Raw genomic sequence first — 24,821 nt, 5'->3', positions numbered from 1 at the left:
CATGAGATTTTAACAACCATCTCTTTTCTGACTGAATTTTCTATTCTTTTCTGAATTTCCCGACCGTGCAAAGATGCTCAAATGACCATCGCTTTTAACCCGCGGCATGAAGGAAGCATGACAGGGCTAGCGATAGGGACGGCTCTGGTTAGGGCGTTCCTGCCAGATTCCGGTGCTGCAAGGCCGTGCTCTGAGCTGATGCTGCCCGTCTCGTCTTTTGTCAGCAAAGAGTCGTCATTCCATTATCTGATTGTCATCTTTGCGGAGCATAGTCGCCCGACTTCGGGAACCTCATCGAGCGTTTCCGCCTTGAAACACAGGTGCCTGCCAGATGATCAAAAATCCCGATATGCTGAAATTCATCCATCTGACCGATTGCCATATTGTCAAGGATGGCGGTGCTGTATACGGCCAACAGCCAGCAGGCAGGTTGCGCGCGGCAATCGACAGCATCAACAGCGAGCATCATGATGCGGACTTCGTCGTCATAACAGGCGATCTGACCCACCATGGCGATGATGCTGCTTATGAAATATTTGCCCGTGAACTACGGCGGCTGTCCATTCCGTCCCATCTTCTCGTTGGCAATCATGATGACGTGCGTACCTTCCGCTTTCATTTCCCCGAAGCACAGCGCTGCGATTGCGGCTTCATTCAAGGCTCCAAGCGCACGCCATTCGGCCTGTGCCTGTTTCTGGATACCAGCCAGCGCGGCAGCGATGTGGGGCGTTATTGCGAAGAGAGGCAAGGATGGCTGAAAGGTGTCTTGAGCGAAACCTCGGGGCCGGTGATGCTGTTCATGCATCATCCCCCCTTCGCCATTGGTCTGCCCGACATGGATGAGAGCCGCCTTGAAGATGCGGAGGCTTTCTGGCAGATCCTGAGGCTCCATCGCCATCGCGTGCGGCATATTTTTGTCGGTCATGCCCATCGGATGGTCTATGGCAATTGGCGCGGCCTGCCCGTTTCCTGCATGCGCGGGCTCAACCATCAGGTGGCCCTTGAGATGACATCCTCTCCGAAGGGGCAATATGGCAATTTCGAAGCTCCAGCCTATGGCGTGGTGCTGGCCAACGAAGAGCAGATCATGGTGCATATGCACGATTTCATGGATCGCTCGGATCGCTTCATCTTTTAGCGGCTCTAGTCGGTGATCACCGCGCCTTGTGGGGTCATCAGAATGCGCGCCAGTGTTTCATCCATATGCCGCGCCCTTACATCAAGCAGCTTCTCGGCATAAATGAGCCGTGTGCGCTGATAGGCTTCATCCTCGGCGACATTGTTAAGGCACCGGGGGTCTTTTTGCAGGTCGAACAACAGGGCCGGAAAGCCGGGGATATGCACATAGTGGAAGGCTTCGTCCCGCAACACTGCGAGCGAACAGTCCTCCTGCCGCATACGGGCCTTGAGTTCGGCGCTGCCTGCACGCTGGGCACGGAAATCAAACTCGTAAAAGGCGGCATCGCGCCACCCGCCTACAGGATTGCCGCAGACATGCTCCATAAGCGAGGTGCCATCAAGCACGTTAATCGCCTCATCTCCGAGGATTTCAAGCAAGGTGGGGAAGATGTCGCCGCTGGACGTAAAGGCGCTAACCGTCTCGCCGCGGCCACCGTCCGGCGTCCGGATAATCAGCGGAATGTGATAGCTGGAAGCGTGAAACCCGCCCTTTCCGAGCATCCAGTGATCCCCCATCATTTCGGCATGATCGGAGGTAAAGATGAAGGCCGTATTCTCCCAGAGCCCGCGCGCCTTGAGGCTGGCAATCAGGCGGCCAATGGCGGCGTCAACTTCCGAGATCATGCCATAATAGAGGGCGCGAATACGGCTGATATCGTGAGCTGACAGATCCTTGACACATCCTTTCGGGTTCGGGTTGCCGTCCTCATCATAGGTGAGGAAGCTCGATAGCCCGTTATGCTGCATCATCAAGTCGGCAAACGGGTGGCTTGCCGCCTCGGCTGTAGCGCAGGGATGCCGATCGAAGGCAGGTGCTGCGTCTTGAGCCGCCCCGGATGCATACATGCTGTTGTAAGGCTCTGGCACAACAAAGGGCGGATGCGGACGAATGAAGGAGAGATGGGCAAAGAAAGGCGCGTCCTCCCCCTGCTGCTCATCCAGCCAGTCTTCCATTTTTTCCAGCAGAAAGGCCGTCGGCGTTTCATCGGCTCCGTAGCAAGGCGGCAGCATGGAGACCCGTTCCCCCGGCTCCATCGGCGGCGTGTGGGCCTCAAAGCGGGACGCAACATCATGGCCGCGCGTCTTGAGCCATGTCAGCCATGGCTTGTCATCTTCGGGCAGCGCTTGCCCCACCTCCATGCCCGGCAGCACATTTTCATAGGTGGTCAGAGCCGGATCATCTGGTGCCAGAGTGCGCGGGTCGAGCGCCGTGTCGGTGTAGCCGAACAGCGTCGGCTTGTAACCAGCCCTGCGCCCGGCCTTGGCGAGCGTATCAAATTCGTCAGCCAATGGCGCTCCATTGCGCACCACCCTGTGGTTCATCTGGTAAAGGCCGGTGTAAAGGGTTGCCCGCGCCGGCGAGCAAGGAGCCGTTGCACAATAGTGATTGCGAAACAAAACCGCGTCGGCCGCCAATGCATCCAGATTGGGGGTCTTGAGAATCGGATGCCCCACCACGCCCAAACAATCACCGCGCCACTGATCGGCCGTTATAAGAATGATATTGGGTCTGGACATGGCACGGGCTCTCCTCAAATCCGATCAAAGGATCTTTTAACAATCAAAGTGTTTCGATCAGGGCTGACAGATCGGCCACCGTGTCGATGACATAATCCGCCCCACCCTCTTTGAGTAGCACAGTGGCAGCCTCTCGCAAGCTGGCAATTTCCCCTTCGGAAAGCGCAGCCAGTTCTTCCGGCGTCTTGCCGACGAAATTGCCGGAGAGCGCCAGCCCGACCGTGATACAGCCTGCGGCGACACCTTCCTTGAGGCCCGGCACAGTGTCATCCACCTTGATGACAGCAGAAGGCGGATAGACAGCCAGATCCACAAAGCTCTGATACATACCCAGTGGACCAGGGCGGCCCTCGGCCAGATCATCAGCACAGATGAGATTGTCCGGCTCGAACCCCTGTTTCTTCACAACAGGCAAGACATGCTCCATGATCGAGCGGGTATAGCCTGTCGTGGAGCCAATCTTGATGCCGCGCGCACGCAGCCAGTCGATGGTTTCCAGCGCACCGGGCACCAGATCGGCATAGTCGGCAGCGACCTTTTCATTCATTGGTACGAAGATCTCATAGATCTTGTCGACATCGGCATCGGTTGGTGCCTGACCATATTTGGCCTGCCATTGGGCTGCGATGGCGACATCGTCCATCATGGTGCGGATATGGTTCCATTTGGGCAACCCCATGGGGGCACGAGCCTGTTCAATGGACGCCTTGATGCCAAATTCCTCGAAGCATTTGACGAAGACGCCCATGGGCGCGAAGCTGCCGAAATCCACCAGCGTTCCGGCCCAATCAAATATAACCGCCTTTATCTGTGTCATGATTTTCTCTCTCCGAATGGCCCTCAAGCGTTCAGTTTCTTGCGTTCTTCAAAGGCTGCCTGAGGCGGGGCGGCGCTTGTTACGCCCAGTTCCTCAAGGCTCTGTTTTGCCGCAGCCACCACGCGACGCATGATGGCTTCATCCATCTGGCCGATGCAGCCAATGCGGAAGCTTTCCACCACCGTCAGCTTGCCTGGATAGATGATGAAGCCCTTGTCTTTCATCAGCTCATAGAAGCGATCAAACACGAAGCGCTCATCGGCCGGGCAGAAAAAGGTAACGATGATCGGCGAAAGCCAGCGCGCATCGAGCAGGGTTTCAAAGCCCAACTCCCGCATCCCGGCGACCATCACGTCGCGATTGCTGGTGTAGCGGGCCCCACGCACCGCTACACCGCCCTCGGCCTCATGGGCTTTCAATGCCTCAAGAAATGCCGCTACCACGTGGGTCGGCGGCGTGAAGCGCCACTGGCCGCTCTTTTCCAGATTTTCCCATTGGGCATGAAGATCAAGACTGAGAGAATGGCAGTTGCCTTTGGTGGCGATAAGCTCACTGCGGCGCACCAGCGCGAAACCAAAGCCCGGCACCCCCTCGATGCATTTGTTCGCCGAGGAAACCAGCGCTTCATAACGGATCTGATCGGGCTCCATGGGCACGGCGCCAAAGGCAGACATGGAATCCACCAGCAGCTTGCGCCCGGCGGCATAGGTGACTTGGGAAATCTCGGCGATGGGGTTGAGAATGCCCGAACTGGTTTCGCAATGGATCGCCAGCACATGGGTGATGGCAGGATCATTGGCAAGGATATCAGCCACCTCGGCACCACGCGGAGGCAGATAATCGCCCTTGTCGAGCAGATGATAAGCCCTGCCAATGGCTTCCATTGTCTTTGCTGCCCGCAGGCCATAGGCCCCATTGGCCAACACAAGCAATTTGCCATCTTTAGGCACCATGTTGCCGAGCATCGCTTCGACCAGATAGGAGCCGGAGCCTTGCATGGGGATGCATTCAAAGGCACCTTGTTCCGCCCCCAAAAGAGCGAGCAGTCGGCGGCGCATATCGGCGGTCATGGCACGGAAGTCGCCATCCCAACTGCCCCAATCCCTCAGCATCGCCTGCTTGACGGCAAAGGAGGTGGTCAGCGGACCGGGTGTCAGCAGAAAGGGTTCGCCCATTTCGGGATCAGGCAGCAAACTGCTTTTCAGATTGTTGGCACGTTCATTGTCCAGCTTGGACATCGGACGATCCTCTTCTCGTTAGACTTTCTTGGTTATTGGGGAAGCAGCAGAGCTGGTTGCTCCCTTTTGGGTCTGGTTTCTAATCGGTGGTATCTGCGCTTTGTTTGTCGCGCGAGAAATCGAACTCATCCACCCTGTGGCAAGCCACAAAATGCTCTGGCGCTATTTCCTGCCAAGTCGGGATTTCACTGGCGCATTGCTCCGTGGCATAGGGGCAGCGGGTGTGAAAGCGACAGCCGGATGGCGCGGCGAGCGGGTTGGGAATTTCGCCTTCCAACCTGATCGGATCGAAACTCTCGTCCGGATCTATGGTCGGAATGGCCGACAAAAGCGCGTGTGTATAGGGATGGCGCGGCTTATAGAAAAGACTCTCGGTAGGCGCATATTCAACAAACTTGCCCACATACATCACGGCCACACGATGGGACATTTGGGCCACCACAGACAGATCATGGGCAATGAACAGAAAGGCGACGCCCATTTCTTCCTGCAGGTCTTTGAGCAGATTGACGATCTCTGCCTGAATGGACACATCCAGCGCGGAAACGCTCTCGTCGCATACGACAAAATCAGGCCGCGTTACCAAGGCCCGCGCGATGCAGATGCGCTGGCGTTGTCCGCCCGAGAATGCGTGGGGGAAACGGCGCAGATGCTCCAGATTGAGCTTGCAGCGACTTGCGATATCGCGCACCCGCTGATCGATCTTGTCGCGATTTTTCATCATGCCGGATGCGACCAGAGGCTCGGCAATGATGTCACGCACAGTCATGCGCGGATTAAGCGAAGAATAGGGGTCCTGAAAGACAAGGCTCATGCGCGGGCGAAAGGAACGCAGAATGTCACTCGCCATATTCGCAATCGAATGGGGACCTTCAGAGAAGACCATGCCCATTTTCTTGCGAAAACGGCGCAGCTCTTCTCCTTCCAGCTCGTCGAGATAGATATCATGCTCGCGAGTGTGGAAGATCACATCGCCTGCAGTGGGGTCAATGGCGCGCAGGATGGCGCGGCCAACGGTGGTTTTGCCAGAGCCGGATTCTCCCACCAACCCGACCGTTTCGCCTCGTCTTATGTCAAAGCTGACATCGTCGACCGCACGCAGATAGGAGACTTCAGATGAAAAAAGCTTCTTCTTGCGGATCGGGAACCGGACTTCAAGATTCTTGACCTCGATGAGAAGCTCGTTCTCTTGTTTGGTGCTGTTGTCCATCCTTGTTGCGTCCATGGTCATGCGCTTGCCCTTTGCTGTTTTTCATGCAGGAAGCAGCGCACGGTGTGATCTTCTCCCACCTGTAAAATCTGCGGCTGATGTTGATCGCAGAGCCCGGCAATCACCTTGGTGCAGCGGGTATGAAACGGGCAGCCTGTGGGCCGGTCGTTGGGGCTGGGGATGTCTCCGGGAATGGGCGTCAAGCGGTCATGCAGCCGGTCGACGCTGGGCAAGGCCTTGATCAGTCCTTGCGTATAGGGATGGGCTGGCTCGTGGATGACCTTGTCGGTCGGGCCTCGCTCAACAATCGTCCCTAGATACATCACCGCCACATCATCGGCGATATGGGAAATAACGCCTAGATCATGGGTAATGAAAATCATGCCCATGGAAAGATCGCGCTGAAGGTTACGCATCAATTCAAGCACCTGTGCCTGAATGGTTACGTCCAGCGCGGTAGTCGGCTCGTCGGCGATCAGTAAAGCGGGCCCTGCCGACAGGGCCAGTGCAATCATCGCCCGCTGACGCATGCCGCCGGACATTTCGTGAGGATACTGATCCACCCGTGCTTCCGGGTTGGATATACCCACCTTGTCGAGCATTTCTACGGCGATGCGGCGCGCATCCTTGCGTCCGACATTGCGATGCAGCCGGATCGCTTCCACCATCTGGTTACCGATGGTGTAAACGGGAGAGAAGGACGCCATGGGCTCCTGAAAGATCATACCTATTTCGCCACCCCGAATATGGCGAATGGCCCTTCCCTTCTTTCCCAGCCTGTTGATATCGCGTGTCTTTCCGGATTTGTCGGTATAGAGAATTTTCGCTTCACTGGAAATGATGCCGTTGCCGGGCAATAGCTGCATCAGTGCCTTGGTGGAGATGGATTTACCCGAGCCGGATTCCCCAACGATGCCCAGCGTGCGCCCCGGCTGGACTTCAAAAGCAATATCCTGAACCGGCGTGATCAGCCCTTCATCGGTGCGGAAGGAAATGGAGAGATTTTCTACTTTCAGCATGATTGATATCCTTCCCGTTTCCTATCGTGCGTCAGAATATGGGTCGGCCGCATCGCGAAGACCATCGCCCACCACAGTGAAGGCCAGCACGGCCAACACCACGAAGATTGCGGGAATAAACAGCCAAGGCGTCTGCTCGATGACTCGCACCGACTGGGCCTGTTGCAACAAAACACCCCAAGACACCGTGGGGGGGCGCAAGCCGAGGCCGACGAAGGACAGCGCCGTCTCGCTGAGGATCATGTAGGGGAACGAAATCACCAGATCGACAATGATAAAGCTGGTGAAGCTGGGCAGCATATGCTGGGAAATAATGCGCAACGGGCGCGCTCCGGCCAGCCGTGCCGCCACCACATAATCCTCCGAACGGATGGAAAGTAACTGTGAGCGGATGCGTCGAGCCAGCGTGGGCCAACCAAAAAAGCCTAGGATGAGCGTCATCGCGAAATAGACTTCTGTGGTGGACCATTCCTTGGGCATGGCTGCGGCCAGCCCCATATAGAGCGGGATGATCGGCACCACACGGATAACCTCGGTCACGCGTTGGATGATGTTGTCCACCCAGCCCCCAGCATAGCCAGCCACGCCACCGATGATGAGAGCGAGCACGAAAGAGATCAACACGCCAATCACACCGATAGAAAGCGAGGTACGGGTTGCATAGATCGTGCGCGAAAAGACATCGCGGCCCAGATCATCCGTGCCCCAAAGATGCAGCTTGGCACGCTTGTCATCCAACAAAAAGAAATGGGTCTTGGAGGGGATAAAGCCCAAGAGCTCTGTCTTTTCCCCTTGGGCAAAGAAGGTGAGATAGACACGCTTCTCGGGATCGGGCACCGAAATAGCCCGCAACGTCACGGGATCTCGCTTTGTACTGACACCATGCACGAAGGGGCGCCATGAGCAACCATTCTGATCGCAGAAGAGCGGCACTTGAGGCGCGCCATCAAGATATTTGGTGTCGCGGCTAGTTGGGCCATAGGGCGCCACGAACTCGGCAAAGATGCCCAACAACGCCATGAAGATAAGCACCGCAGCAGCAACCATGGCTGCACGATGGCGACGGAAACGCCACCAGATCAGGGTCCATTGGCTGGCTGAATAATATTTGAGGCGCTTCTTGTGTTCCTTCGCGCTTTCTTTCTTTCCTTTGGTTGAGGTCACCATGGAAGCGCAGGTGTCTGTGATATCTGCCATGATCAATTGCTCCCCAGTTTGATGCGTGGATCAAGCCAGGCCAGCAGCAGGTCCGAAATGAAGTTCATCAACACAATCACAAAGGTAAGCATCAGCAGGATGGCTCCGGCGACATACATGTCGAGATCGAGATAGGCATTGAGCAGCAATTCGCCGAGCTCTGTCAGCCCCAGCACGACGGCAACGATGGGGAGCTCGGAGAAGATTCGGTTGACGTCAAAGCCGATGGTGGAGACCACCGGATTGATGGCAAGGCGGGCGGGATATTTGATCAGCAACTTGGTCTCCGGCACACCACGGGCACGCGCTGCCGTAACCGAAAGCTTGTTGAGTTCATCTGACATGGTGGCGCGAATGGTCTGGATCTGATAGGCGACCGCAGACCAGGCCAGCACGAAGGCCGGAAGCCACAGATGCTTGATCAGATCCCATGCCTTGGCAAAGGACCAAGGCGCATCGGACATGCCCGTTGAAAACAATCCACCAATGTCCGCACCGAACCAGAGATTGACGAAATAAAGCAGAATGAGAGCCAGCAGGAAGTTGGGCAGAGCCAGCCCCAGATAAGAAAAGATCGTGAGACCGTAATCGGCAAAAGAGGCCCGTCTGACAGCGGCATAGATGCCTATTGGGATGGCTATCAGATAGGTGAGCAGCAATGTTCCAAACAGGATCGCCATTGTCAGCCAGACCTTGTCGCCGATGACCTTGGTCACATCGGTCTCAAAGGCGAAGGCCTGCCCGAAATCGCCATGTAGAACGATGTTGCCAATCCAGTCGACATAGCGCAGTGCCATGGGTTTATCGAGGCCGAAATCATGCCGGATGGCCTCAATGTCCGCTTCCGTAATGGCGATACCGGTGCCTGAATATTTGCGGAAGGCATAGCGATCCGCATAGTCACCAGGTGGGATTTCCATGATCAGAAAAACCATCATGGAAACAAGCACCATCGTGACAATCATGCCAACCAGTCGCTCAAGCGTAAAACGAAGCATTCTCGGATCCCCACAGGAAAACCCTGCCGACATGGGCAGGCACCGGTGCGGAGAGCATTCCCCGCACCTGATTGGTTAGAGCAGCCTTGTCGATGGCTTTATTTGGACAGGAACCACTGTTGTGGGCGGTATGGGTATGTCCAGTAGAAGTCGTAAGACTTGGCTTTGATCGGTTTGACGTTTTTCAGATCATTACGATACATGAATGGCGCGACGATATCGCCGACGGTGCCTATTTTCAGCAGATTGTCGACATGGATCTTGACGATCTCGGCACCCAGTTTATTGGATTCTTCAGAGCCCATGGAAACCTGTAGGAACTGCTCGGACAGGTCATAGAGCTTCTTGACATAAGCAGGTGGCTCCACGCCTTCCTTGCCATCGGAATCCATCCACTGAGCCCAAGCAAAGCCGGTGCCCGGGTTGAAGACATCCCCGAATGGCGGGATGAACGCAGTCACATCCTGAGAAATGGCAGGACCGGCGGTGCCGTCATATTTCCAGGTCGTCAGATCAAGATCATTGTTGTTGGCGCCAGCGCGATATTCATCAGAAGTCACCTCTTTGAGATCGATGCGAACACCCACGGCGGACCAATAGTCGCGCACCAGTTCCATCATCTTCACTGGCACACCCTGAGAGGAATAAATCAGGCGGATCACCAGCGGCTTGCCATCCGGACGTTCCAGCGTGCCGTCGCCATCAGCATCCTTGAGGCCCATATCGGCGAGCAACTCTCTGGCATGATCAGGATCGAATTCGATATCCTGATTGAGGATGTCTTCGGAAACAAAAGACACGGTCTTTGGTTCGGCCGGTACACCCTGTGCCGGCGTCCCCTGCCCCAGATAGACAATCTCGTTGATTTCTTCACGATCCAGCGCAATGGACATGGCGCGTTCAAAGCGGATGTCATTGAACATTTTGGCCAGCACCGGATCCTTGTGGGTGCGGTTGAAGGAGAAGAAGATATTCTCCCCGAAGGTCGGCGCGTAGGAAACGGTATAGTTGCCCTTGGCTTCATTCTCCTTGAGCAGCGGGAAGTCCTCCAAGAAGACGGCCTGCTGTTTCCAGACAACTTCACCATTCATGATCTTCAGATTCTGGACTTCCTTGTCCTTGACGTAGCTTTCGTCAATTTCTGGAATATAGGGAAGCTGATTGCCAGCGGTGTCAACCATATGGAAATAAGGGTTGGCGACCAGCTTGCGGCCTTCGGCATTTTCTTCCACCACAATGTGGGATTCCAGCGTCGGCACCACGGCACGACCGAATCTCTCAGCGACTTCAGCATCCTTCAGCAGCGGGCTCGGCACGTCTTTCCAGTCGGAGCCGCCATAATACATCTTGATTGCCGCAACGCCATTCTCAAGCCCCATATCCTTGGCCAGCTTGTCGGCATCCTTGTTGTATTTCGGCATGAACTGGGCGAGAAAATGCTTGGGCTGGAAAGCTTGACCATAGTCAACGGCGAAGCGGTTGAGAATGCCTGGTGTCGGCACAGGGAAGGTGAAGGAGACGGTAACATCATCCAGCGCCTTGACAGCAGCAGGCTCTCCGGCGAACAGCCAGCGGCCCGGCGTCTTCTCGTAAACATCTTTGTTCAGGATCAGATCGTTATACCAGAATTCGATATCGGCAGCGGTAAAAGGCTCGCCATCAGACCATTTATGACCCTTGCGCAGGGTGAAGGTCAGCTGCGTGTAGTCGTCATTCCATTCCCAACTCTTGGCAATGTTCGGAACCACAGTCTGAAGGTCATCGGCATAGCGCACTAGATTCACATGGCGCACGGAGAGAAGATCCGAGGTGCCGGATTCAGTCCCCTTGGAAAGACCGGTGATCACACCACCATAGGTGCCGACTGTATCATAAGGAGCCACGACCAGTGGCTCTTGCGGCAAACGATCCGCAAGCGCAGGCAGCTCTTTGTTACCGAGGATCTGGCTGTTGAATTTGGCAATATCCGGGTTCTGGGCAAAGGACAGCTCGCAGCTACCTGCTTTTTGAAATTCGGCCAACTCAAACTGCTCAGGATAGGCAGAGGTCAGGCCTTTCATATCTGCAACAGTCGCTACCGGGCAAGCAGCAAAGGCAGAAGCGCTCAGCGCGACATAGGCCGCTCCGGCGAGAAAAACGGATTTGGGGCTCATTGGAAGGTCTCCCTGTTTGGATCGAGCAGCCCCTTCCTAGAGACACTATTTAACAGTTTTATGAACATTCATTATCTATAGCTTAAAGCTATCAATTGGGTCATGACATAGAACAGTCACAATTCTGACGCGCACCCCGCCGGGGATTTCCACTTCTATTTTCACTCATTGTCTTGAAGGGCATTGAACATTGCCCTGATCGCGGAGACATGCTGCATCTCTGGCAGGCAAGCAAGATAGTGCGAAACGGAGAGGGTTTCATCTTCAATGGGAATGATGACCAAATTGTTGGAAGGCAGCACCTCGCCTTCCATCGCTACGCCGATGCCCATACCGCTGTTGATCGTGGTTACAATAGCGCCCCAGGACCCCAGTGCAAGCACCGTGTTCAGCTTCACTCCAGCTGAAGTTGCAGCCTTTTCAAACACCCGACGCGTGCCTGAGCTGTTTTCCCTCTGCACGAGAGCCGCATTGGCTACATCCTGCCAACTGGCCGAGCCCTTCCCGCAGAGTGGATGATCCGGCGGGACAACGAGAACGATCCGCTCAGTGCGGATCTTTTCGACATACAAACTGCTTGGCGCCTCATCCGAGGTAATGAAAACAACATCAAACTTGCCATCTTCCAGCAGGGGCAAAAGGTCATTCGAAGCCATGGCGCGCGCTTCAATCTCCACCTCCGGGAACTGGGTCATGAAGTCTGACAAAATGGGCATAGCAAACTGATAGGTGGAATAGCCAAGACGCAGTGAACCAGCCTGCATGCGCCGGCGCCCTTCAAGGGCATGTTCGATCTCGTCGGTCATAGCCAGAACGGAACGAATGCGTGACAGGATTTCGCGGCAGGTTTCCGTCGCCTCGGCCTGACGCCCGTTTCGATGGATCAATTGTGTGCGATAGTGCTTTTCCAACGCAGAGAGATGGTTGGAAACCGAGGGTTGGGAAATGCCCAACTCTTTGGCCGCAGCAGAGAAGCTGCCAGTGCGCACAACGGCTTCCACTGCGCGCATCTGATTGATTGATAATTTCATTTCCCGTCACCCATATGTCGCTATCCACATTTAGTGGATCACAGATGACCTCAGGATGACAAGATTGTCGCCTCTCAAATCGCAAAAGTTCGCCAAAAAGCAAAATTGCGAAAAATTTGGAATATCGAGATAAAACAATGTTCCGGACATAGTGCAGAAGCAACGATTACGCAACCATTCCGTTTAATTCGTCTTCTTTTCTTGAATTCTAAAGTAGTATTATTTTAGGAGAGTTGTTTTCATTCCAACTTTACGATCTCTCTCAAGTGATAATTAACCAACTTTTTTTCTGTTGGTTGCGCGCTGCTGCTTATGGCAAGTTTTTGTATGCTGATTGCCTTCCCGAATATCTTTGTCGAACTGTTCTATATTAGAAATTGAAGATAGAGCGATGAGATTGTCACGACATCCATTCGCAGAACTCGTCCACAGCCTCACTCGGGTAATAAATTACCTTTCAAATCAAGCAATAAAGCGAAATTTCGATTCTCTCTCTGTTTTGCGTGAATGGATGAGAATCACCGGTGACCCCATTTTCACCGTCCCCAGTGGCCAGCGACTGTCTTTGATGCATCATCCTCTGGAGAGAGACGCCTGCCGCCCCAATTTAGCAATCAACAACAGCCATGGAACGCCGTGGAACAGCATATCGAAAATATCAACGGGTCGGGTGAGCGTACCCGCGACCAGCATCTTGAGCTTTTGCCAGACGTGCGGTTCGGGCACAAAGGGAGCCAGCCCCAATGTCAGAGCGATCATCACGAGTGTGCCCAATGGCAATCTGTCCAGAGTCTTCATCATGGCAATGCAATTCCCGCTCTTGGCTGCCTTCACGTGCCTGTGCTTTTTTGTAACCAGTCTCTGCCCCTAATCGCTTCCAGCAGCATCGCAGAGTAAAGAAGGCCGATTTTTCGAATGGCTACTCTTATTTGGTAATAATCGCAACAATGCTTTCGATTGAGACCATTGACCAAGCAAATTGATGGGCGCGCCACCTTGCCTCCGCACGAACTGTCCTTATATCCTTAAGAGACTACGTAAAAAGGACAATTAGCAGAGGGGTAATCAATGTTTGATGCATCAAAACTGATCAATGAATTTCTGGGAGCAGCCGGTGCCCCCGGAACACGGTCTCAGGGCACCGGGGCTGGCAATGGCGATTTGATGCAAAGGGGCAAGGATTATCTTTCACAGAATGCGGGAGGCATTGGCGGCGGCGCTTTGGCCGGAGGTCTGGCAGGCTATATGATGGGTTCCAAGAAGGGACGCAAAATGGCCAAGAAAGCCGCAACCTATGGCGGGCTGGCACTGGTGGCAGGCCTGGCATACAAGGCCTATTCGGATTATCAGGGCAAGAAGGCAGGCGTTCCGGTGGTTGACGGACAGGTCGGGCGTGGCGATCAGACGATTCCTGCCCATCTTCATGCCCCTGAAGGCGCGGTAGCACGCAAGATCACCCATGTGCCCGTGGTTCCCATGGGCTCCGGGTTTGAAGTAAACGAAATGACCCAGCGCGCCACGGGCTTCGGGGCAACGCTTGTGAGCGCCATGATTGCGGCAGCCAAAGCCGATGGCACCATAGATGCGCTAGAGCAACAGGCCATCTTCGAGAAAATCGGTCAGGAAGATCTGAGCGCTGAAGAAAAGGCCTTTTTGCTCGATCAGATCAACAAGCCGCTCGATATTGATAGCATCGTCTCTCAGGCACGCAGCACAGAGCAGGCCATGGAAATCTATCTGGCCTCTCTCATGGCCATTGAACCGGACACTCCTTCCGAGCAAGCCTATTTGTCTTTGCTGGCTGCACGCCTTGGCCTCGAACCAGAGTTGATTGATCAAATTCATCAGACCCTGCTGGAAGCAACGGACTGAGTCGGTCCGCTCAATCGAACGCTACGATATCGGTTTTCAGACCGCGCTAATTCCCTCTTGGCGCGGTAGGATAAAGCGGCCTGATTGAGAAAATACAAGCCTCGGGGCATGAGTGCTGGCCCTCTGAACGAGCAGTCGTTAAACTACAGACATATGGGCTTGGAGAGTTTTGGACCTTTGTTAAGAGAATCTCGCCATAGGAGCCTTGAACATATTGATAGACTAGGGAGGAGGGCGCGCACCGCAAGAGCGTATGCCTCAGCCCTGTCATTGTTGTTTCTTGTTAACGGCCCTCTTCCCTTTTCATATGCGGGGAGGTGGAGCCATGCTTGAGTGAGGGCCCATGTTCCAGTCATTATTCCGCCGTTTTCGTCTTTCCCATCTGATCCTGCCCTTACTCGCGCTTGGCACTGTGAGCATGCCGACAGACGCCAGCGCCAATGATGCGTCAGCGATGCTTGATGCTGGCGGCATACGTCTGGTAGAGACCAACGCCATTTCCCTTGACGTGGAAGATCTCTATATCAGTCCCGAGCAGATCCGCATTCACTATGAATTCTTCAACCATTCCGCTGAAGACCAGCGCATGCTGGTTGCCTTTCCGGTTCCCGAAATAGAAGCTGAACCGGAATGGAATTATGGCATCAACAATGCGGATCCGATCAACTTTCTGGGCTTCACTGTGCATTCCAATGGCCAGCCGATCAGGCCTGAGTTAGAAGTCAAGCTCACCATGAATGGCCGCGATTATACCGAAGATCTGGTCAGCAATGGTGTTCCTTTACACCGCTTTGCGCCGGACTATTATGATCGACTGGAGAATATTCCAGACTCCGCCAAGCAGGCACTGGCCGCGAAAGGCCTGATCAACTGGGTGCCGGGAGAGGCATGGTTCGACAAGAAATGGAAAGTAAAAGCCACCTATTATTGGTGGCAAACCTTCCCGGCCAATAGCCGCACCGTGCTGGACCACAGCTATGCGCCGGTCGTTGGTGGAGGCGTGATTGATGAGCAATATGGCATTCGTGACAATATCGAACGCTTCTGCATCGATGACAGCTTCATCCGGGGCTTTCGGCGTTTGCTCAAGAAGGGTGGGCATGAAACCACCGTCAGCTCTGAAGTTCGCTATATTCTGAAAACCGCCAACACCTGGCTTGGCCCCATCGGGGACTTCCGGCTGGTCATCGACAAGATGCAGCCAGACAACTTGATCACCCTCTGCATCAACGGCATTCGCAAGATCGCCCCGACGCAATTTGAATTCAGGGCCCAGAATTATGTGCCCGACCAGAATCTCGACATTATGGTCGTGAAGATGCCGGACTGGTAAATGCTGGGCGGATGCACCTTGGTGCCTTTTGCTATGATAGGAATGGTATCAAGGTTTACTCGCCAAGATTCAATTCCAGAAAAGTCAGGTCCAGCCAACGGCCGAATTTTGTGCCAACTTCATGCAGGGTTCCCGCCCGATTGAAGCCCAGCTTTTCGTGCAGCCTGATGGAGGCTTCATTGCCAGCCTCAATGCCTGCTACCATCACATGAATGTCAGTCTGTTTGGCCTTGCTGATAAGAGCTTGCATAAGCGCCTTGCCTATCCCCTGCCCCCGGTTGTCTTTTTGCACATAGACCGAATGTTCCACGGTGTGGCGATAGCCATCCCATGCGCGCCAGGGGCCATAGGTTGCGTAGCCAGCCACAGCGCCCTGCTCGTCTTCCATCACAAACAGCGGCCAGCCATCTGTCTGTTTTGAGGCAATCCAGTCGGCCCTGTTCTGAACGGTCACGGTTTCATCATTCCAGATGGCCGTGGTGGTACGCACGGCATCGTTATAAATCTCTGCGATGGCGGAAGCATCATCCAGATTTGCAAACCTGATCATTATCCTATGCTCCCCTTGCTTCTGGATTCTGGTCAGCGCTCGAGGCTCACCCAGAGCACCACGGCATCTTCCTTGCTGGTGGTGACACAGCAATGCCCCATGGAGCTGTCATAATAGACGCTATCGCCCGCTTGCATAGCCAGAGGCCGGTAATGCTCTGTGTGCAGTTCGAGCTCGCCAGAGAGCACATACATAAATTCCTCGCCGCGATGGCGAATCCAGTCGCCGAAATCGGAAATATCTCGCGCCTTGATCGTGCTGACATAGGGCAACATCGCCTTGCTGGTCAGCTCGTTGCACAAAAGCTCATGGGAATAGGTCGCGGTAACCTTGCCTTCGCCCTCGCCCTTACGGGTAACATCCCGCCGCCCGGTCAGGTCGCTCTTGCCGCTTTGCAGAAACAGGTTCGGCGTTTCCAGCTCCAATGCCTGCGTCAAACGGCGCACGATGTCGAAGCCCGGGCTGGTCTGGCCATTCTCGATCTTGGACAGGGTCGAGCGACCAATGCCCGCATGACGCCCTGTTTCTTCCAGCGTCCAGCCTTTGCGCTTGCGTGCCTCGCGCACCATTTGGCCCAACTGATCCATGCCGGGAGCACCGGGTGCCGACGCACCGGCCGGAGCAAGCACACCGGGAATGGCTTCCGTGACAGACGTGTCCTCTTGGAGGCTTTCGATGGTGCCAAATTCCCCGCGTTCCAGATCACCCATGCTCCACTCCTGTCGTCGCTGCCCTGATTGGGCTGCAAATTCGCACAAATTTCTCTCAAGGTCAAAATCTGCAATGAAACCCCTCCGGGGTAGATTTTGACAAGCATAAGCATCATTATTGCATATAGGGGAAAATTCCCCTATAAGAAACTTAGCAAGAAACCACGTGAAGAATCGGCAGCTTTCCGCGATCCTCTATGTTTCCTAAAAGCCCTAGCCGATCGTTTCCCTTGGAAAAACCGCGGGAGACTGTCACGATCCGGGGTGTGACAGCCACAGGCAAAGACAAGGATTGAGGAGCAGGCAATGACCTTCAAACTGACCGATTATGAAGCTTATGATTTTGCCAACCGACGCCATATCGGGCCGTCGCCGAGCGAAATGGCTGAAATGCTCAAGGTGATAGGCTTCACCACACTGGATGAGCTGATCGATGCAACGGTTCCGGCGTCCATCCGCCAGAAAGAGCCGCTCAAATGGGGTGGTGCACTGGCCGAAGGCGACACGCTGCATCACATGCGCAAGGTTGCTTCCAAGAACAAGCTGCTCACCTCGCTCATCGGTCAGGGCTATTATGGCACCAGCACCCCGCCGGTCATCCTGCGCAACATCCTTGAAAATCCGGCCTGGTACACAGCCTACACCCCTTATCAGCCAGAGATCAGCCAGGGCCGCCTTGAAGCGCTGCTCAACTTCCAGACCATGGTATCCGACCTGACCGGCCTTGAGATCGCCAACGCCTCATTGCTCGATGAAGCCACAGCCGCAGCGGAGGCCATGACCATGGCCAAGCGCGCAGCCAAGTCCAAATCCAACATTTTCTTCGTGGATGAGAATTGTCACCCGCAGAATATCGCTGTCATCGAAACCCGTGCAGAACCGCTGGGCATCGAAGTGAAGGTTGCCGCTCCTGAAGAGCTGGAGCCAAGCGAAGTCTTCGGTGCGATCTTCCAGTATCCGGGTACCCATGGCCATGTGCGTGATTTCACCTCTGCCATAGACGCGCTGCACGAGAACAAGGCCCTTGGCATCGTGATTGCCGACCCGCTCGCACTGGCGCTGCTGAAATCTCCGGGCGAAATGGGCGCAGACATTGCCGTCGGCTCTACCCAGCGCTTTGGCGTTCCGCTTGGCTATGGCGGACCGCACGCAGCTTACATGTCCTGTCGAGATGCCTTCAAACGCTCCATGCCGGGGCGCATCATCGGGGTGACCATCGACAGCCATGGCCGCAAAGCCTATCGCCTCGCCCTTCAGACCCGAGAGCAGCATATTCGACGCGAGAAAGCCAACTCCAACGTGTGCACCGCACAGGCGCTGCTTGCTGTCATCGCCTCCATGTATGCGGTCTATCATGGGCCGGATGGCATCAAGGCGATTGCGCAATATGTCCATCGCAAGACGGTACGTCTGGTCGACGGCCTCGAAAAACTTGGCTTCAAGCCGGAGCCGGATGTGTTCTTCGATACTATCACGGTGGAAGTGGGCGCGCTGCAAGGCGTGATCCTCAACGCAGCTGTCGCCAATGGCATCAACCTGCGCAAGGTGGGCAACACCAAGATCGGCATCAGCCTTGATGAGCAGACCCGGCCAGAAACCGTGGAAGCGGTCTGGAAGAGCTTTGGTGGCGAGCTGACCTATGGTGCCTTCGAGCATGAGCGCGAGCAGGATATCCCCTACCGTCTGCCAACCAACAATCTGCGCACGACCGAGTATCTCACGCACCCGATCTTCCATCTCAACCGTGCCGAAGCCGAGATCACCCGCTATATGCGTCGCCTCGCCGACCGCGATCTGGCACTCGACCGGGCCATGATTCCGCTTGGCTCCTGCACCATGAAGCTCAACGCCACCATCGAGATGATCCCGATCACATGGCCCGAATTTGCCAACCTGCATCCGTTTGTGCCCGATGATCAGGCGCTGGGCTACAAGGAGATGATCGACGATCTCAACGAGAAGCTCTGCCTTGTGACCGGTTATGACGCCATTTCCCAGCAGCCGAACTCGGGTGCACAGGGCGAATATGCCGGTCTCATCACCATTCGCAACTATCACATGGCGCGCGGCGAAGGCCATCGCGATGTCTGCCTCATCCCGACCTCGGCCCATGGCACCAACCCTGCCTCGGCCCATATGGCCGGTTTCAAGGTGGTGGTCGTCAAATCAGCCGAGAATGGCGATATTGACGTGGAAGATTTCCGCGCCAAGGCCGAAAAGCACAGCGCCAATCTGGCCGCTTGCATGATCACCTATCCGTCCACCCACGGTGTTTTCGAGGAAACAGTGCAGGATGTCTGCGACATCACCCACGAGCATGGAGGACAGGTTTATATTGACGGGGCGAACATGAACGCCATGGTGGGTCTTTCCCGCCCGGGCGACATTGGCGGCGACGTCAGCCATCTCAATCTGCACAAGACCTTCTGCATTCCCCATGGCGGTGGTGGTCCGGGCATGGGACCGATTGGCGTCAAGGCGCATCTTGCCCCTTACTTGCCGGGTCACCCTGAGCGCGATGCAGCCATCGGACCGGTGTCTGCGGCGCCATTCGGCTCGCCTTCCATTCTGCCAGTCAGCTGGGCCTATTGCCTGTTGATGGGCGGAGCTGGCCTAACCCAATCCACCAAGGTGGCTATCCTCAACGCCAACTATATCGCGGCCAGCCTCAAGGGCGCCTATGATACCCTTTATGCTTCCAAGGCCGGCCTTGTGGCCCACGAATGTATTCTGGAAACCCGCCCGCTCAAGGATAGCTGCGGCGTAACCGTGGATGACATCGCCAAGCGCCTGATGGACAATGGCTTCCATGCCCCCACCATGAGCTTCCCGGTTCCGGGCACGCTGATGGTCGAGCCAACGGAATCCGAGCCCAAGGCCGAGCTTGATCGCTTCATCAATGCCATGCTCGACATTCGCCGCGAAGCACAGGATATTGAAGACGGGAAAATCGACGCGGAGAATAATCCGCTGAAAAATGCCCCACATACCGTGCGCGATCTTGTCGGCGAGTGGGACCGCCCCTACTCTCGCAAACAGGGATGCTTCCCGGCGGGGGCCTTCGAAGTGGATAAATACTGGCCGCCGGTTAACCGCGTCGACAATGTTTATGGTGACCGCCACCTCATCTGCACCTGCCCACCGGTGGATGCCTATGAGGAAGACGAAGCTGCGGAGTGATCCGCAGCACCTCTCATTGAGTGAGCGCCCATGTTCCTCTCCATCTTCGACATCTTCAAGATCGGCATTGGTCCTTCATCGTCCCACACCATGGGGCCGATGAATGCGGCCTTGCGGTTCATGGATGATTTGCGAGCGGGACGCTTCATGGGTGTCGATGCTGGAGACGTCCGTCGCATAAGCTGTTCGCTGCATGGCTCGCTGGCCTTTACCGGCAAGGGCCATGCGACAGACCGCGCGATTATCCTCGGGCTTCTGGGCTTTGCGCCAGACCGGCTTGATCCGGACAAAGCCGAAGCTCAGGAAGAACGGGTACGCGAGGAGAAATTCATCGAACCAGAAGGGTTCCCGCGGCTGCGCTTCAATCCGGATGAAGACCTCATCTTCGATTATGGCCCATCGCTTCCCGGTCACGCCAATGGCATGAAGCTGTTCGCCTATGGCGAAGGCAATCGACAGCTGGCCAGCGTCACCTATTATTCCATCGGCGGTGGTTTCATCGTGACAGCCAGCGAAATGGAAGAGAAAATCAGCCACAAGCCCGACGCGCTTCATCAGGCACAGGAAGCAGCAGGGTTCCCCTACCCCTTCGGCTCGGCTGCTGAGATGCTGGCCATGGGGCAGCGCTCCGGCCTTTCCATTGCCGCCATGAAGCGCGCCAATGAGGAAATCAGCCTGTCGCGGCAGGAGCTTGACGCAGGCATTACCGGCATTTGGCAGGCGATGCTCTCTTCCATCGATAGAGGACTGGCCAAAGATGGCATTCTGCCCGGTGGCCTCAAGGTCAAGCGGCGCGCCAAGCACATCCATCAGCAGCTCACCGGCGCCCATGGCGACAATATGCCGATGCCGCATCAGGTGAATGACTGGCTGAGTTGCTACGCGATGGCAGTTAACGAGGAGAATGCAGCAGGCGGGCGTGTGGTCACGGCCCCGACCAACGGCGCAGCGGGCGTGGTGCCTTCCGTTTTACGTTACTATCGCGACCACTGCCCCGGCTCCAATGATGCGGGCATCACAACCTTCCTTTTGACTGCCGCGGCGATTGGTGGCCTCATCAAGCATAATGCGTCCATATCGGGAGCTGAGGCGGGCTGTCAGGCCGAAGTCGGTTCCGCAGCGGCCATGGCGGCCGGCGGACTATGCGCAGCTCTAGGCGGCAGCAATGAGCAGATTGAGAATGCAGCAGAAATCGCTCTGGAGCATCATTTGGGCATGACATGTGATCCGGTCAAAGGACTGGTTCAAGTGCCCTGTATCGAGCGTAATGGCCTTGGCGCCATCAAGGCCGTGTCAGCGGCTTCCCTCGCTCTATATGGTGATGGTTCCCACTTCATGCCGCTCGACAATTGCATCCGCACTCTGAGGGAAACCGGTCGCGACATGGATGAGAAATACAAGGAAACGTCGCTCGGCGGGCTTGCCGTCAATCTTCCCGAATGCTGAGGCATGGTGCGCCCGCCTCGCTTCTTTTCTGGCGATAGGCTCATCCTGAGCCGCATGGATCATGGGCCTATCTTGTGGCGGGCTCGCCGTCAACCTTCCCGAATGCAGAGACATGGTGCGCCAATCAGGGAACAGGCAATTCCAATTCATTCACACATGGCTATTTTGCAGTGCAAAAATTAGGAAATACGATAATTTACGGATGCCCACCTCCGTAAAAATCAGTAAGTATCTTCTACAAAAGTAGGAGAATATGATGGTTGGCGTAGATCAAGACCCTGAGCTTATTGAAGTGGCGCGTGCCATAGCGCTGGATGCTGAAGCAATCTCACCAAGCCCATGCACAATGGACGAAGAACCAGCTTTTGCGGCATTGGACACGCAGCTTCTCGCCTATAGCATCGGCCGCGACAGGGTCCGTACAGGTGCTGTTTCTTATGATTTTCCAATCCTGATGCAAGCCATTGAACATGTGATTGCGCGCGAAAAGTCGGCTAGTCTCTAATCCTAAGCATGTTGCAGCGCACTAGAATATGCATGAAATGCTATAGTCAGGCTTGTATCTGATTTGCATGACAGCAACGGGCGTTCCTTCCAGCCCATCTGTCAGAATATATTCTTTATTGATCAGAGGCTCCCCTACCTTGATCCCCAGATGGCGCGCTTCTATGTGATTGGCTTTCGATGCGGAAACACACAAACTGCCGTGATAAAAAGGATTCTTTTCCAGTAACGTGATGCAGGGAGCTTTGACCTTGCCTCCTTCTTGGAACAGTTCGGGAAAGGCATTTCTGCGGAACCAGCTTCGCTCAAATTGAAAAGGGGTCTCACTGGCATAGTGAACCCCCTCTGTCCGCAAGCACTGATCTTCCAGCCTTGTCTCTCCAATATTTTGCAGGAGCATTGGGAGTGCACACATTTCCCTCTTAAGGGAAACATAGCGATGATCCTTTCCCATCGCCTCGATTTCGCGACACGGAAACTGGATTTTCAGATTGGCCATCCGTTCGCGACCATCGCGCACGCGGCTGCCCGCCTTGCGCCTTCGGTCAATAATCTGTTCTTCGGCCAATTCCCCCAATGCGCGGTTGACGGTTGCTCTGGCGCAATCGAATTGCGCAGCCAGCTCTGTTTCTGTTGGCAGCAAATGGCCCGGGGGCCATTCTTTACTGCGGATCATAGTCGAAATATAACCCTTGATCGCAAGGTATCCACTTTTTGGCACGCTCCCTACACATCCTCCGCCTGAAACAATCGCAACCCTGGCGCTCTCAACGCGCATGTGCGTTGTCTTGACCACCCTCTGCGCCCATATGAGCCACGCATAAAATATTTTAGTCCAAAAAATATATTAATTCTTGCATAATCAATCAAGACTATATTTATAGTTGCATTTTGTATTCGGACTTTCTCCAAAAGAGACGTAACTGCAAGACTTTGATCCCCTTACACGGGCGCTGTCCGAGCCTTGGAAGGCACTCTGTTGGCGCCTACCATAGTCTGATCAACCGCGCCCTATGGATGCGCTTCTTGCCAAGGGCTGTGATTGGCGGCACACTTGCGTCCTCACGCCATGCATAAGGAGACTTGACTTGATAAAGCCAGGGCACAGCTATAATGCCGCCTGTCATTGCGGTTCCGTACAATTTCGTGTCACGATATCGGAAAATGACAAGCCGCCGAGACGCTGCACATGTTCCATCTGCCGGATGAGGGGCGCCGCGGCAGTTTCAACACCATTGGATGGTATCGAGTTTCTCAAAGGCGAGGAGATGCTGACCAAGTATCAATTCGGCACGATGACCGCCGAGCATTATTTCTGCTCCAAATGCGGTATCTATACCCATCACAAGCGCCGCTCTAGCCCGAATGAATATGGCATCAATGTCGCTTGCATTGAAGGCGTCAGCCCGTTTGATTTTGAAGAAATCGTCGTTTTTGACGGGGTCAATCACCCCAAGGACAATGACGGTGCATCACATATTGCCGGCTATCTGCGCTTCACCCAGGACTAGATTGGCTTCCGCCTTCATCCTTCCCGCTCGCCTGATTTCTCGGCAAACATAGCGAACAACAAAAAGGCCGGAGCGAGGTTGCTCCGGCCTTTTCATTATTCTTGCTTCTGGTCACTCAGGTTTAACCACCAAAGTCATCGAGCATGATGTCTTCGCGATCAACGCCCAGATCAAGCAGCATGTTGATCACGGACTGGTTCATGATAGGAGGACCGCACATGTAATATTCGCAGTCTTCCGGAGCTTCATGGTCACGCAGATACTGTTCATACAGCACATTATGAATGAAGCCGGTGTAACCGTCCCAATCATCCTCGGGCAAGGCATCAGACAAGGCAACATGCCAAGTGAAGTTCGGATGTTCTTCGGCCAGCTTGTCGAAATCTTCTACATAGAACATTTCGCGCTTGGAGCGAGCACCATACCAGAAGGTAATCTTCCGTTTGGTATCGAGGCGCTTGAGCTGATCGAAGATGTGCGAGCGCATCGGAGCCATACCGGCACCACCACCAATGAAGACCATTTCTTTTTCCGTATCGCGAGCGAAGAACTCACCAAACGGACCGGAAATATTGACCTTGTCACCTGGCTGGAGGTTGAAGATGAAGGATGACATCTGGCCCGGAGGTACGTTCGGCTGGCCCGGAGGGGGACTGGCGACACGCACGTTGAGCATGATGATGCCTTTTTCTTCAGGATAGTTGGCCATGGAATAGGCGCGCTCGATCGGCTCTTCAACCTTGGAGACATATTGCCAGAGATTGAATTTGTCCCAATCTTCGCGATATTCCTCTGCAACGACGAAGTCCTTGTAAGCGACCTCATGAGCCGGCGCTTCAATCTGAATATAGCCACCAGCGCGGAAATTCACATGCTCATCAGCGGGCAACTGCAGGACAAGTTCCTTAATGAACGTGGCCACGTTGTCGTTTGATTTAACCGTGCATTCCCATTTCTTCACACCGAAGACTTCTTCAGGCACCTGAATTTTCATGTCCTGCTTCACAGCGACTTGGCAGGAAAGGCGATCGCCTTCCTTTGCCTCACGCTTGGTGATGTGGGCTTCTTCGGTTGCCAGGATGGACCCGCCGCCTTCGAAGACCTTACAGCGACACTGCGCACAGGTACCACCGCCACCACAGGCGGATGCAACAAAGATCTTTTCGCCAGCCAGAGCGCCAAGCAACTTGCCGCCAGCGGGAACAGAAATGGTTCTTTCACCATTGATGGTGATGTTCACATTGCCTGAGGAAACCAGTCGGCTCCGCGCAAACAGAATGAGGGCCACCAACGCCAGAACGATGAGAACAAAGAACGTGATGCCAAGGGCAAACTCTTCCATCTTATAGCCTCCC

Annotated in this window: 21 protein-coding genes; 7 read left to right on the top strand and 14 right to left on the bottom strand. The window is 54.9% G+C overall.

Annotated features, from left to right (window positions below; genetic code table 11):
- Nucleotides 1–331: 331 nt before the first annotated feature.
- Nucleotides 332–1,138, top strand: a complete 807-nt coding sequence (locus tag BM258_RS00665; protein WP_210186611.1) for a phosphodiesterase — start codon at nt 332–334, stop codon at nt 1,136–1,138.
- Between the two features lie 5 nt (nt 1,139–1,143).
- On the opposite strand, the gene BM258_RS00660 is transcribed toward BM258_RS00665, so the two are convergent.
- The 10 genes from BM258_RS00660 to BM258_RS00615 all read right to left on the bottom strand — a co-directional run bounded on the left by BM258_RS00660 (nt 1,144) and on the right by BM258_RS00615 (nt 13,161).
- A complete protein-coding gene (locus BM258_RS00660; protein WP_090067825.1) occupies nt 1,144–2,697 on the bottom strand; it encodes a sulfatase-like hydrolase/transferase in 1,554 nt (517 codons plus the stop codon).
- Nucleotides 2,698–2,740: 43 nt separating this feature from the next.
- Nucleotides 2,741–3,514, bottom strand: a complete 774-nt coding sequence (gene phnX, locus BM258_RS00655; RefSeq protein ID WP_090067823.1) for a phosphonoacetaldehyde hydrolase — start codon at nt 3,512–3,514, stop codon at nt 2,741–2,743.
- Nucleotides 3,515–3,537: 23 nt separating this feature from the next.
- Nucleotides 3,538–4,689, bottom strand: a complete 1,152-nt coding sequence (locus BM258_RS00650) for a 2-aminoethylphosphonate--pyruvate transaminase (protein WP_090068883.1) — start codon at nt 4,687–4,689, stop codon at nt 3,538–3,540.
- A gap of 142 nt (nt 4,690–4,831) precedes the next feature.
- Complete coding sequence (locus tag BM258_RS00645; protein WP_244544546.1) at nt 4,832–5,983, bottom strand: ABC transporter ATP-binding protein; 1,152 nt, start codon at nt 5,981–5,983, stop codon at nt 4,832–4,834.
- A complete protein-coding gene (locus BM258_RS00640) occupies nt 5,980–6,981 on the bottom strand; it encodes an ABC transporter ATP-binding protein (protein WP_090067821.1) in 1,002 nt (333 codons plus the stop codon). The genes BM258_RS00645 and BM258_RS00640 overlap by 4 nt, the downstream gene beginning before the upstream one ends.
- A 21-nt stretch (nt 6,982–7,002) precedes the next feature.
- Nucleotides 7,003–8,178 carry an ABC transporter permease gene (locus BM258_RS00635; RefSeq protein ID WP_244544545.1) on the bottom strand — a complete coding sequence of 392 codons (1,176 nt, stop codon included), beginning with the start codon at nt 8,176–8,178 and terminating at the stop codon, nt 7,003–7,005.
- Nucleotides 8,179–8,180: 2 nt separating this feature from the next.
- Complete coding sequence (locus tag BM258_RS00630) at nt 8,181–9,176, bottom strand: ABC transporter permease (RefSeq protein WP_210186610.1); 996 nt, start codon at nt 9,174–9,176, stop codon at nt 8,181–8,183.
- A gap of 98 nt (nt 9,177–9,274) precedes the next feature.
- Nucleotides 9,275–11,329 carry an ABC transporter substrate-binding protein gene (locus BM258_RS00625; RefSeq protein ID WP_090067819.1) on the bottom strand — a complete coding sequence of 685 codons (2,055 nt, stop codon included), beginning with the start codon at nt 11,327–11,329 and terminating at the stop codon, nt 9,275–9,277.
- 161 nt (nt 11,330–11,490) lie between these two features.
- Complete coding sequence (locus tag BM258_RS00620) at nt 11,491–12,360, bottom strand: LysR substrate-binding domain-containing protein (protein ID WP_090067817.1); 870 nt, start codon at nt 12,358–12,360, stop codon at nt 11,491–11,493.
- 573 nt (nt 12,361–12,933) lie between these two features.
- Nucleotides 12,934–13,161: a hypothetical protein gene (locus tag BM258_RS00615; protein ID WP_210186609.1), complete on the bottom strand. Its 228-nt coding sequence runs from the start codon at nt 13,159–13,161 to the stop codon at nt 12,934–12,936.
- A gap of 267 nt (nt 13,162–13,428) precedes the next feature.
- Between BM258_RS00615 and BM258_RS00610 the strand changes: the two genes are divergently transcribed.
- The gene (locus BM258_RS00610; protein ID WP_090067815.1) at nt 13,429–14,232 is read left to right on the top strand and encodes a tellurite resistance TerB family protein; all 804 of its coding nucleotides are present in this window, start codon (nt 13,429–13,431) and stop codon (nt 14,230–14,232) included.
- 343 nt (nt 14,233–14,575) lie between these two features.
- Nucleotides 14,576–15,565: a DUF4424 family protein gene (locus BM258_RS00605; protein ID WP_090067813.1), complete on the top strand. Its 990-nt coding sequence runs from the start codon at nt 14,576–14,578 to the stop codon at nt 15,563–15,565.
- 55 nt (nt 15,566–15,620) lie between these two features.
- Here BM258_RS00605 and BM258_RS00600 read toward each other — a convergent pair whose 3' ends face one another.
- Nucleotides 15,621–16,115, bottom strand: coding sequence for a GNAT family N-acetyltransferase (locus tag BM258_RS00600; protein WP_090067811.1), 495 nt, complete (start codon nt 16,113–16,115; stop codon nt 15,621–15,623).
- Nucleotides 16,116–16,147: 32 nt separating this feature from the next.
- Nucleotides 16,148–16,825 carry a helix-turn-helix domain-containing protein gene (locus BM258_RS00595; RefSeq protein WP_210186608.1) on the bottom strand — a complete coding sequence of 226 codons (678 nt, stop codon included), beginning with the start codon at nt 16,823–16,825 and terminating at the stop codon, nt 16,148–16,150.
- Between the two features lie 306 nt (nt 16,826–17,131).
- On the opposite strand from BM258_RS00595, the gene gcvP reads away from it, so the two are divergent.
- The 3 genes from gcvP (at nt 17,132) to BM258_RS00580 (ending at nt 21,956) form a co-directional block, all read left to right on the top strand.
- Nucleotides 17,132–20,005, top strand: coding sequence for an aminomethyl-transferring glycine dehydrogenase (gene gcvP / locus BM258_RS00590; protein ID WP_090067809.1), 2,874 nt, complete (start codon nt 17,132–17,134; stop codon nt 20,003–20,005).
- Nucleotides 20,006–20,035: 30 nt separating this feature from the next.
- Nucleotides 20,036–21,451 (top strand): L-serine ammonia-lyase, encoded by a 1,416-nt coding sequence (locus BM258_RS00585; RefSeq protein WP_090067808.1) that lies wholly within the window; start codon nt 20,036–20,038, stop codon nt 21,449–21,451.
- A gap of 256 nt (nt 21,452–21,707) precedes the next feature.
- Nucleotides 21,708–21,956, top strand: coding sequence for a hypothetical protein (locus tag BM258_RS00580; protein ID WP_139229174.1), 249 nt, complete (start codon nt 21,708–21,710; stop codon nt 21,954–21,956).
- 21 nt (nt 21,957–21,977) lie between these two features.
- Here BM258_RS00580 and BM258_RS00575 read toward each other — a convergent pair whose 3' ends face one another.
- Nucleotides 21,978–22,733, bottom strand: coding sequence for a GntR family transcriptional regulator (locus BM258_RS00575; RefSeq protein ID WP_090067804.1), 756 nt, complete (start codon nt 22,731–22,733; stop codon nt 21,978–21,980).
- A 310-nt stretch (nt 22,734–23,043) separates the two neighbouring features.
- On the opposite strand from BM258_RS00575, the gene BM258_RS00570 reads away from it, so the two are divergent.
- A complete protein-coding gene (locus tag BM258_RS00570) occupies nt 23,044–23,466 on the top strand; it encodes a GFA family protein (protein ID WP_244544544.1) in 423 nt (140 codons plus the stop codon).
- A gap of 121 nt (nt 23,467–23,587) precedes the next feature.
- Here BM258_RS00570 and nqrF read toward each other — a convergent pair whose 3' ends face one another.
- Nucleotides 23,588–24,808: an NADH:ubiquinone reductase (Na(+)-transporting) subunit F gene (nqrF, locus tag BM258_RS00565; protein WP_090067800.1), complete on the bottom strand. Its 1,221-nt coding sequence runs from the start codon at nt 24,806–24,808 to the stop codon at nt 23,588–23,590.
- Between the last annotated feature and the right edge of the window lie 13 nt (nt 24,809–24,821).

This window comes from Cohaesibacter marisflavi, assembly GCF_900115225.1.
Lineage (GTDB): Bacteria > Pseudomonadota > Alphaproteobacteria > Rhizobiales > Cohaesibacteraceae > Cohaesibacter > Cohaesibacter marisflavi.
Note: the sequence above shows the minus strand (reverse complement) of the source record. Positions and strands in the feature narration are given on the sequence as shown.

Bases quoted from the DNA above. Each gene is read 5' to 3' on its own strand.
- BM258_RS00620 (WP_090067817.1), bottom strand. From the start codon at position 12,360: ATGAAATTATCAATCAATCAGATGCGCGCAGTGGAAGCCGTTGTGCGC.
- BM258_RS00630 (WP_210186610.1), bottom strand. From the start codon at position 9,176: ATGCTTCGTTTTACGCTTGAGCGACTGGTTGGCATGATTGTCACGATG.
- phnX (WP_090067823.1), bottom strand. From the start codon at position 3,514: ATGACACAGATAAAGGCGGTTATATTTGATTGGGCCGGAACGCTGGTG.
- nqrF (WP_090067800.1), bottom strand. From the start codon at position 24,808: ATGGAAGAGTTTGCCCTTGGCATCACGTTCTTTGTTCTCATCGTTCTG.
- BM258_RS00640 (WP_090067821.1), bottom strand. From the start codon at position 6,981: ATGCTGAAAGTAGAAAATCTCTCCATTTCCTTCCGCACCGATGAAGGG.
- BM258_RS00595 (WP_210186608.1), bottom strand. From the start codon at position 16,825: ATGGGTGATCTGGAACGCGGGGAATTTGGCACCATCGAAAGCCTCCAA.
- BM258_RS00615 (WP_210186609.1), bottom strand. From the start codon at position 13,161: ATGATGAAGACTCTGGACAGATTGCCATTGGGCACACTCGTGATGATC.
- BM258_RS00580 (WP_139229174.1), top strand. From the start codon at position 21,708: ATGGTTGGCGTAGATCAAGACCCTGAGCTTATTGAAGTGGCGCGTGCC.
- BM258_RS00625 (WP_090067819.1), bottom strand. From the start codon at position 11,329: ATGAGCCCCAAATCCGTTTTTCTCGCCGGAGCGGCCTATGTCGCGCTG.
- BM258_RS00635 (WP_244544545.1), bottom strand. From the start codon at position 8,178: ATGGCAGATATCACAGACACCTGCGCTTCCATGGTGACCTCAACCAAA.
- BM258_RS00665 (WP_210186611.1), top strand. From the start codon at position 332: ATGATCAAAAATCCCGATATGCTGAAATTCATCCATCTGACCGATTGC.
- BM258_RS00645 (WP_244544546.1), bottom strand. From the start codon at position 5,983: ATGACCATGGACGCAACAAGGATGGACAACAGCACCAAACAAGAGAAC.
- BM258_RS00650 (WP_090068883.1), bottom strand. From the start codon at position 4,689: ATGGGCGAACCCTTTCTGCTGACACCCGGTCCGCTGACCACCTCCTTT.
- BM258_RS00575 (WP_090067804.1), bottom strand. From the start codon at position 22,733: ATGCGCGTTGAGAGCGCCAGGGTTGCGATTGTTTCAGGCGGAGGATGT.
- gcvP (WP_090067809.1), top strand. From the start codon at position 17,132: ATGACCTTCAAACTGACCGATTATGAAGCTTATGATTTTGCCAACCGA.
- BM258_RS00605 (WP_090067813.1), top strand. From the start codon at position 14,576: ATGTTCCAGTCATTATTCCGCCGTTTTCGTCTTTCCCATCTGATCCTG.
- BM258_RS00585 (WP_090067808.1), top strand. From the start codon at position 20,036: ATGTTCCTCTCCATCTTCGACATCTTCAAGATCGGCATTGGTCCTTCA.
- BM258_RS00600 (WP_090067811.1), bottom strand. From the start codon at position 16,115: ATGATCAGGTTTGCAAATCTGGATGATGCTTCCGCCATCGCAGAGATT.
- BM258_RS00660 (WP_090067825.1), bottom strand. From the start codon at position 2,697: ATGTCCAGACCCAATATCATTCTTATAACGGCCGATCAGTGGCGCGGT.
- BM258_RS00610 (WP_090067815.1), top strand. From the start codon at position 13,429: ATGTTTGATGCATCAAAACTGATCAATGAATTTCTGGGAGCAGCCGGT.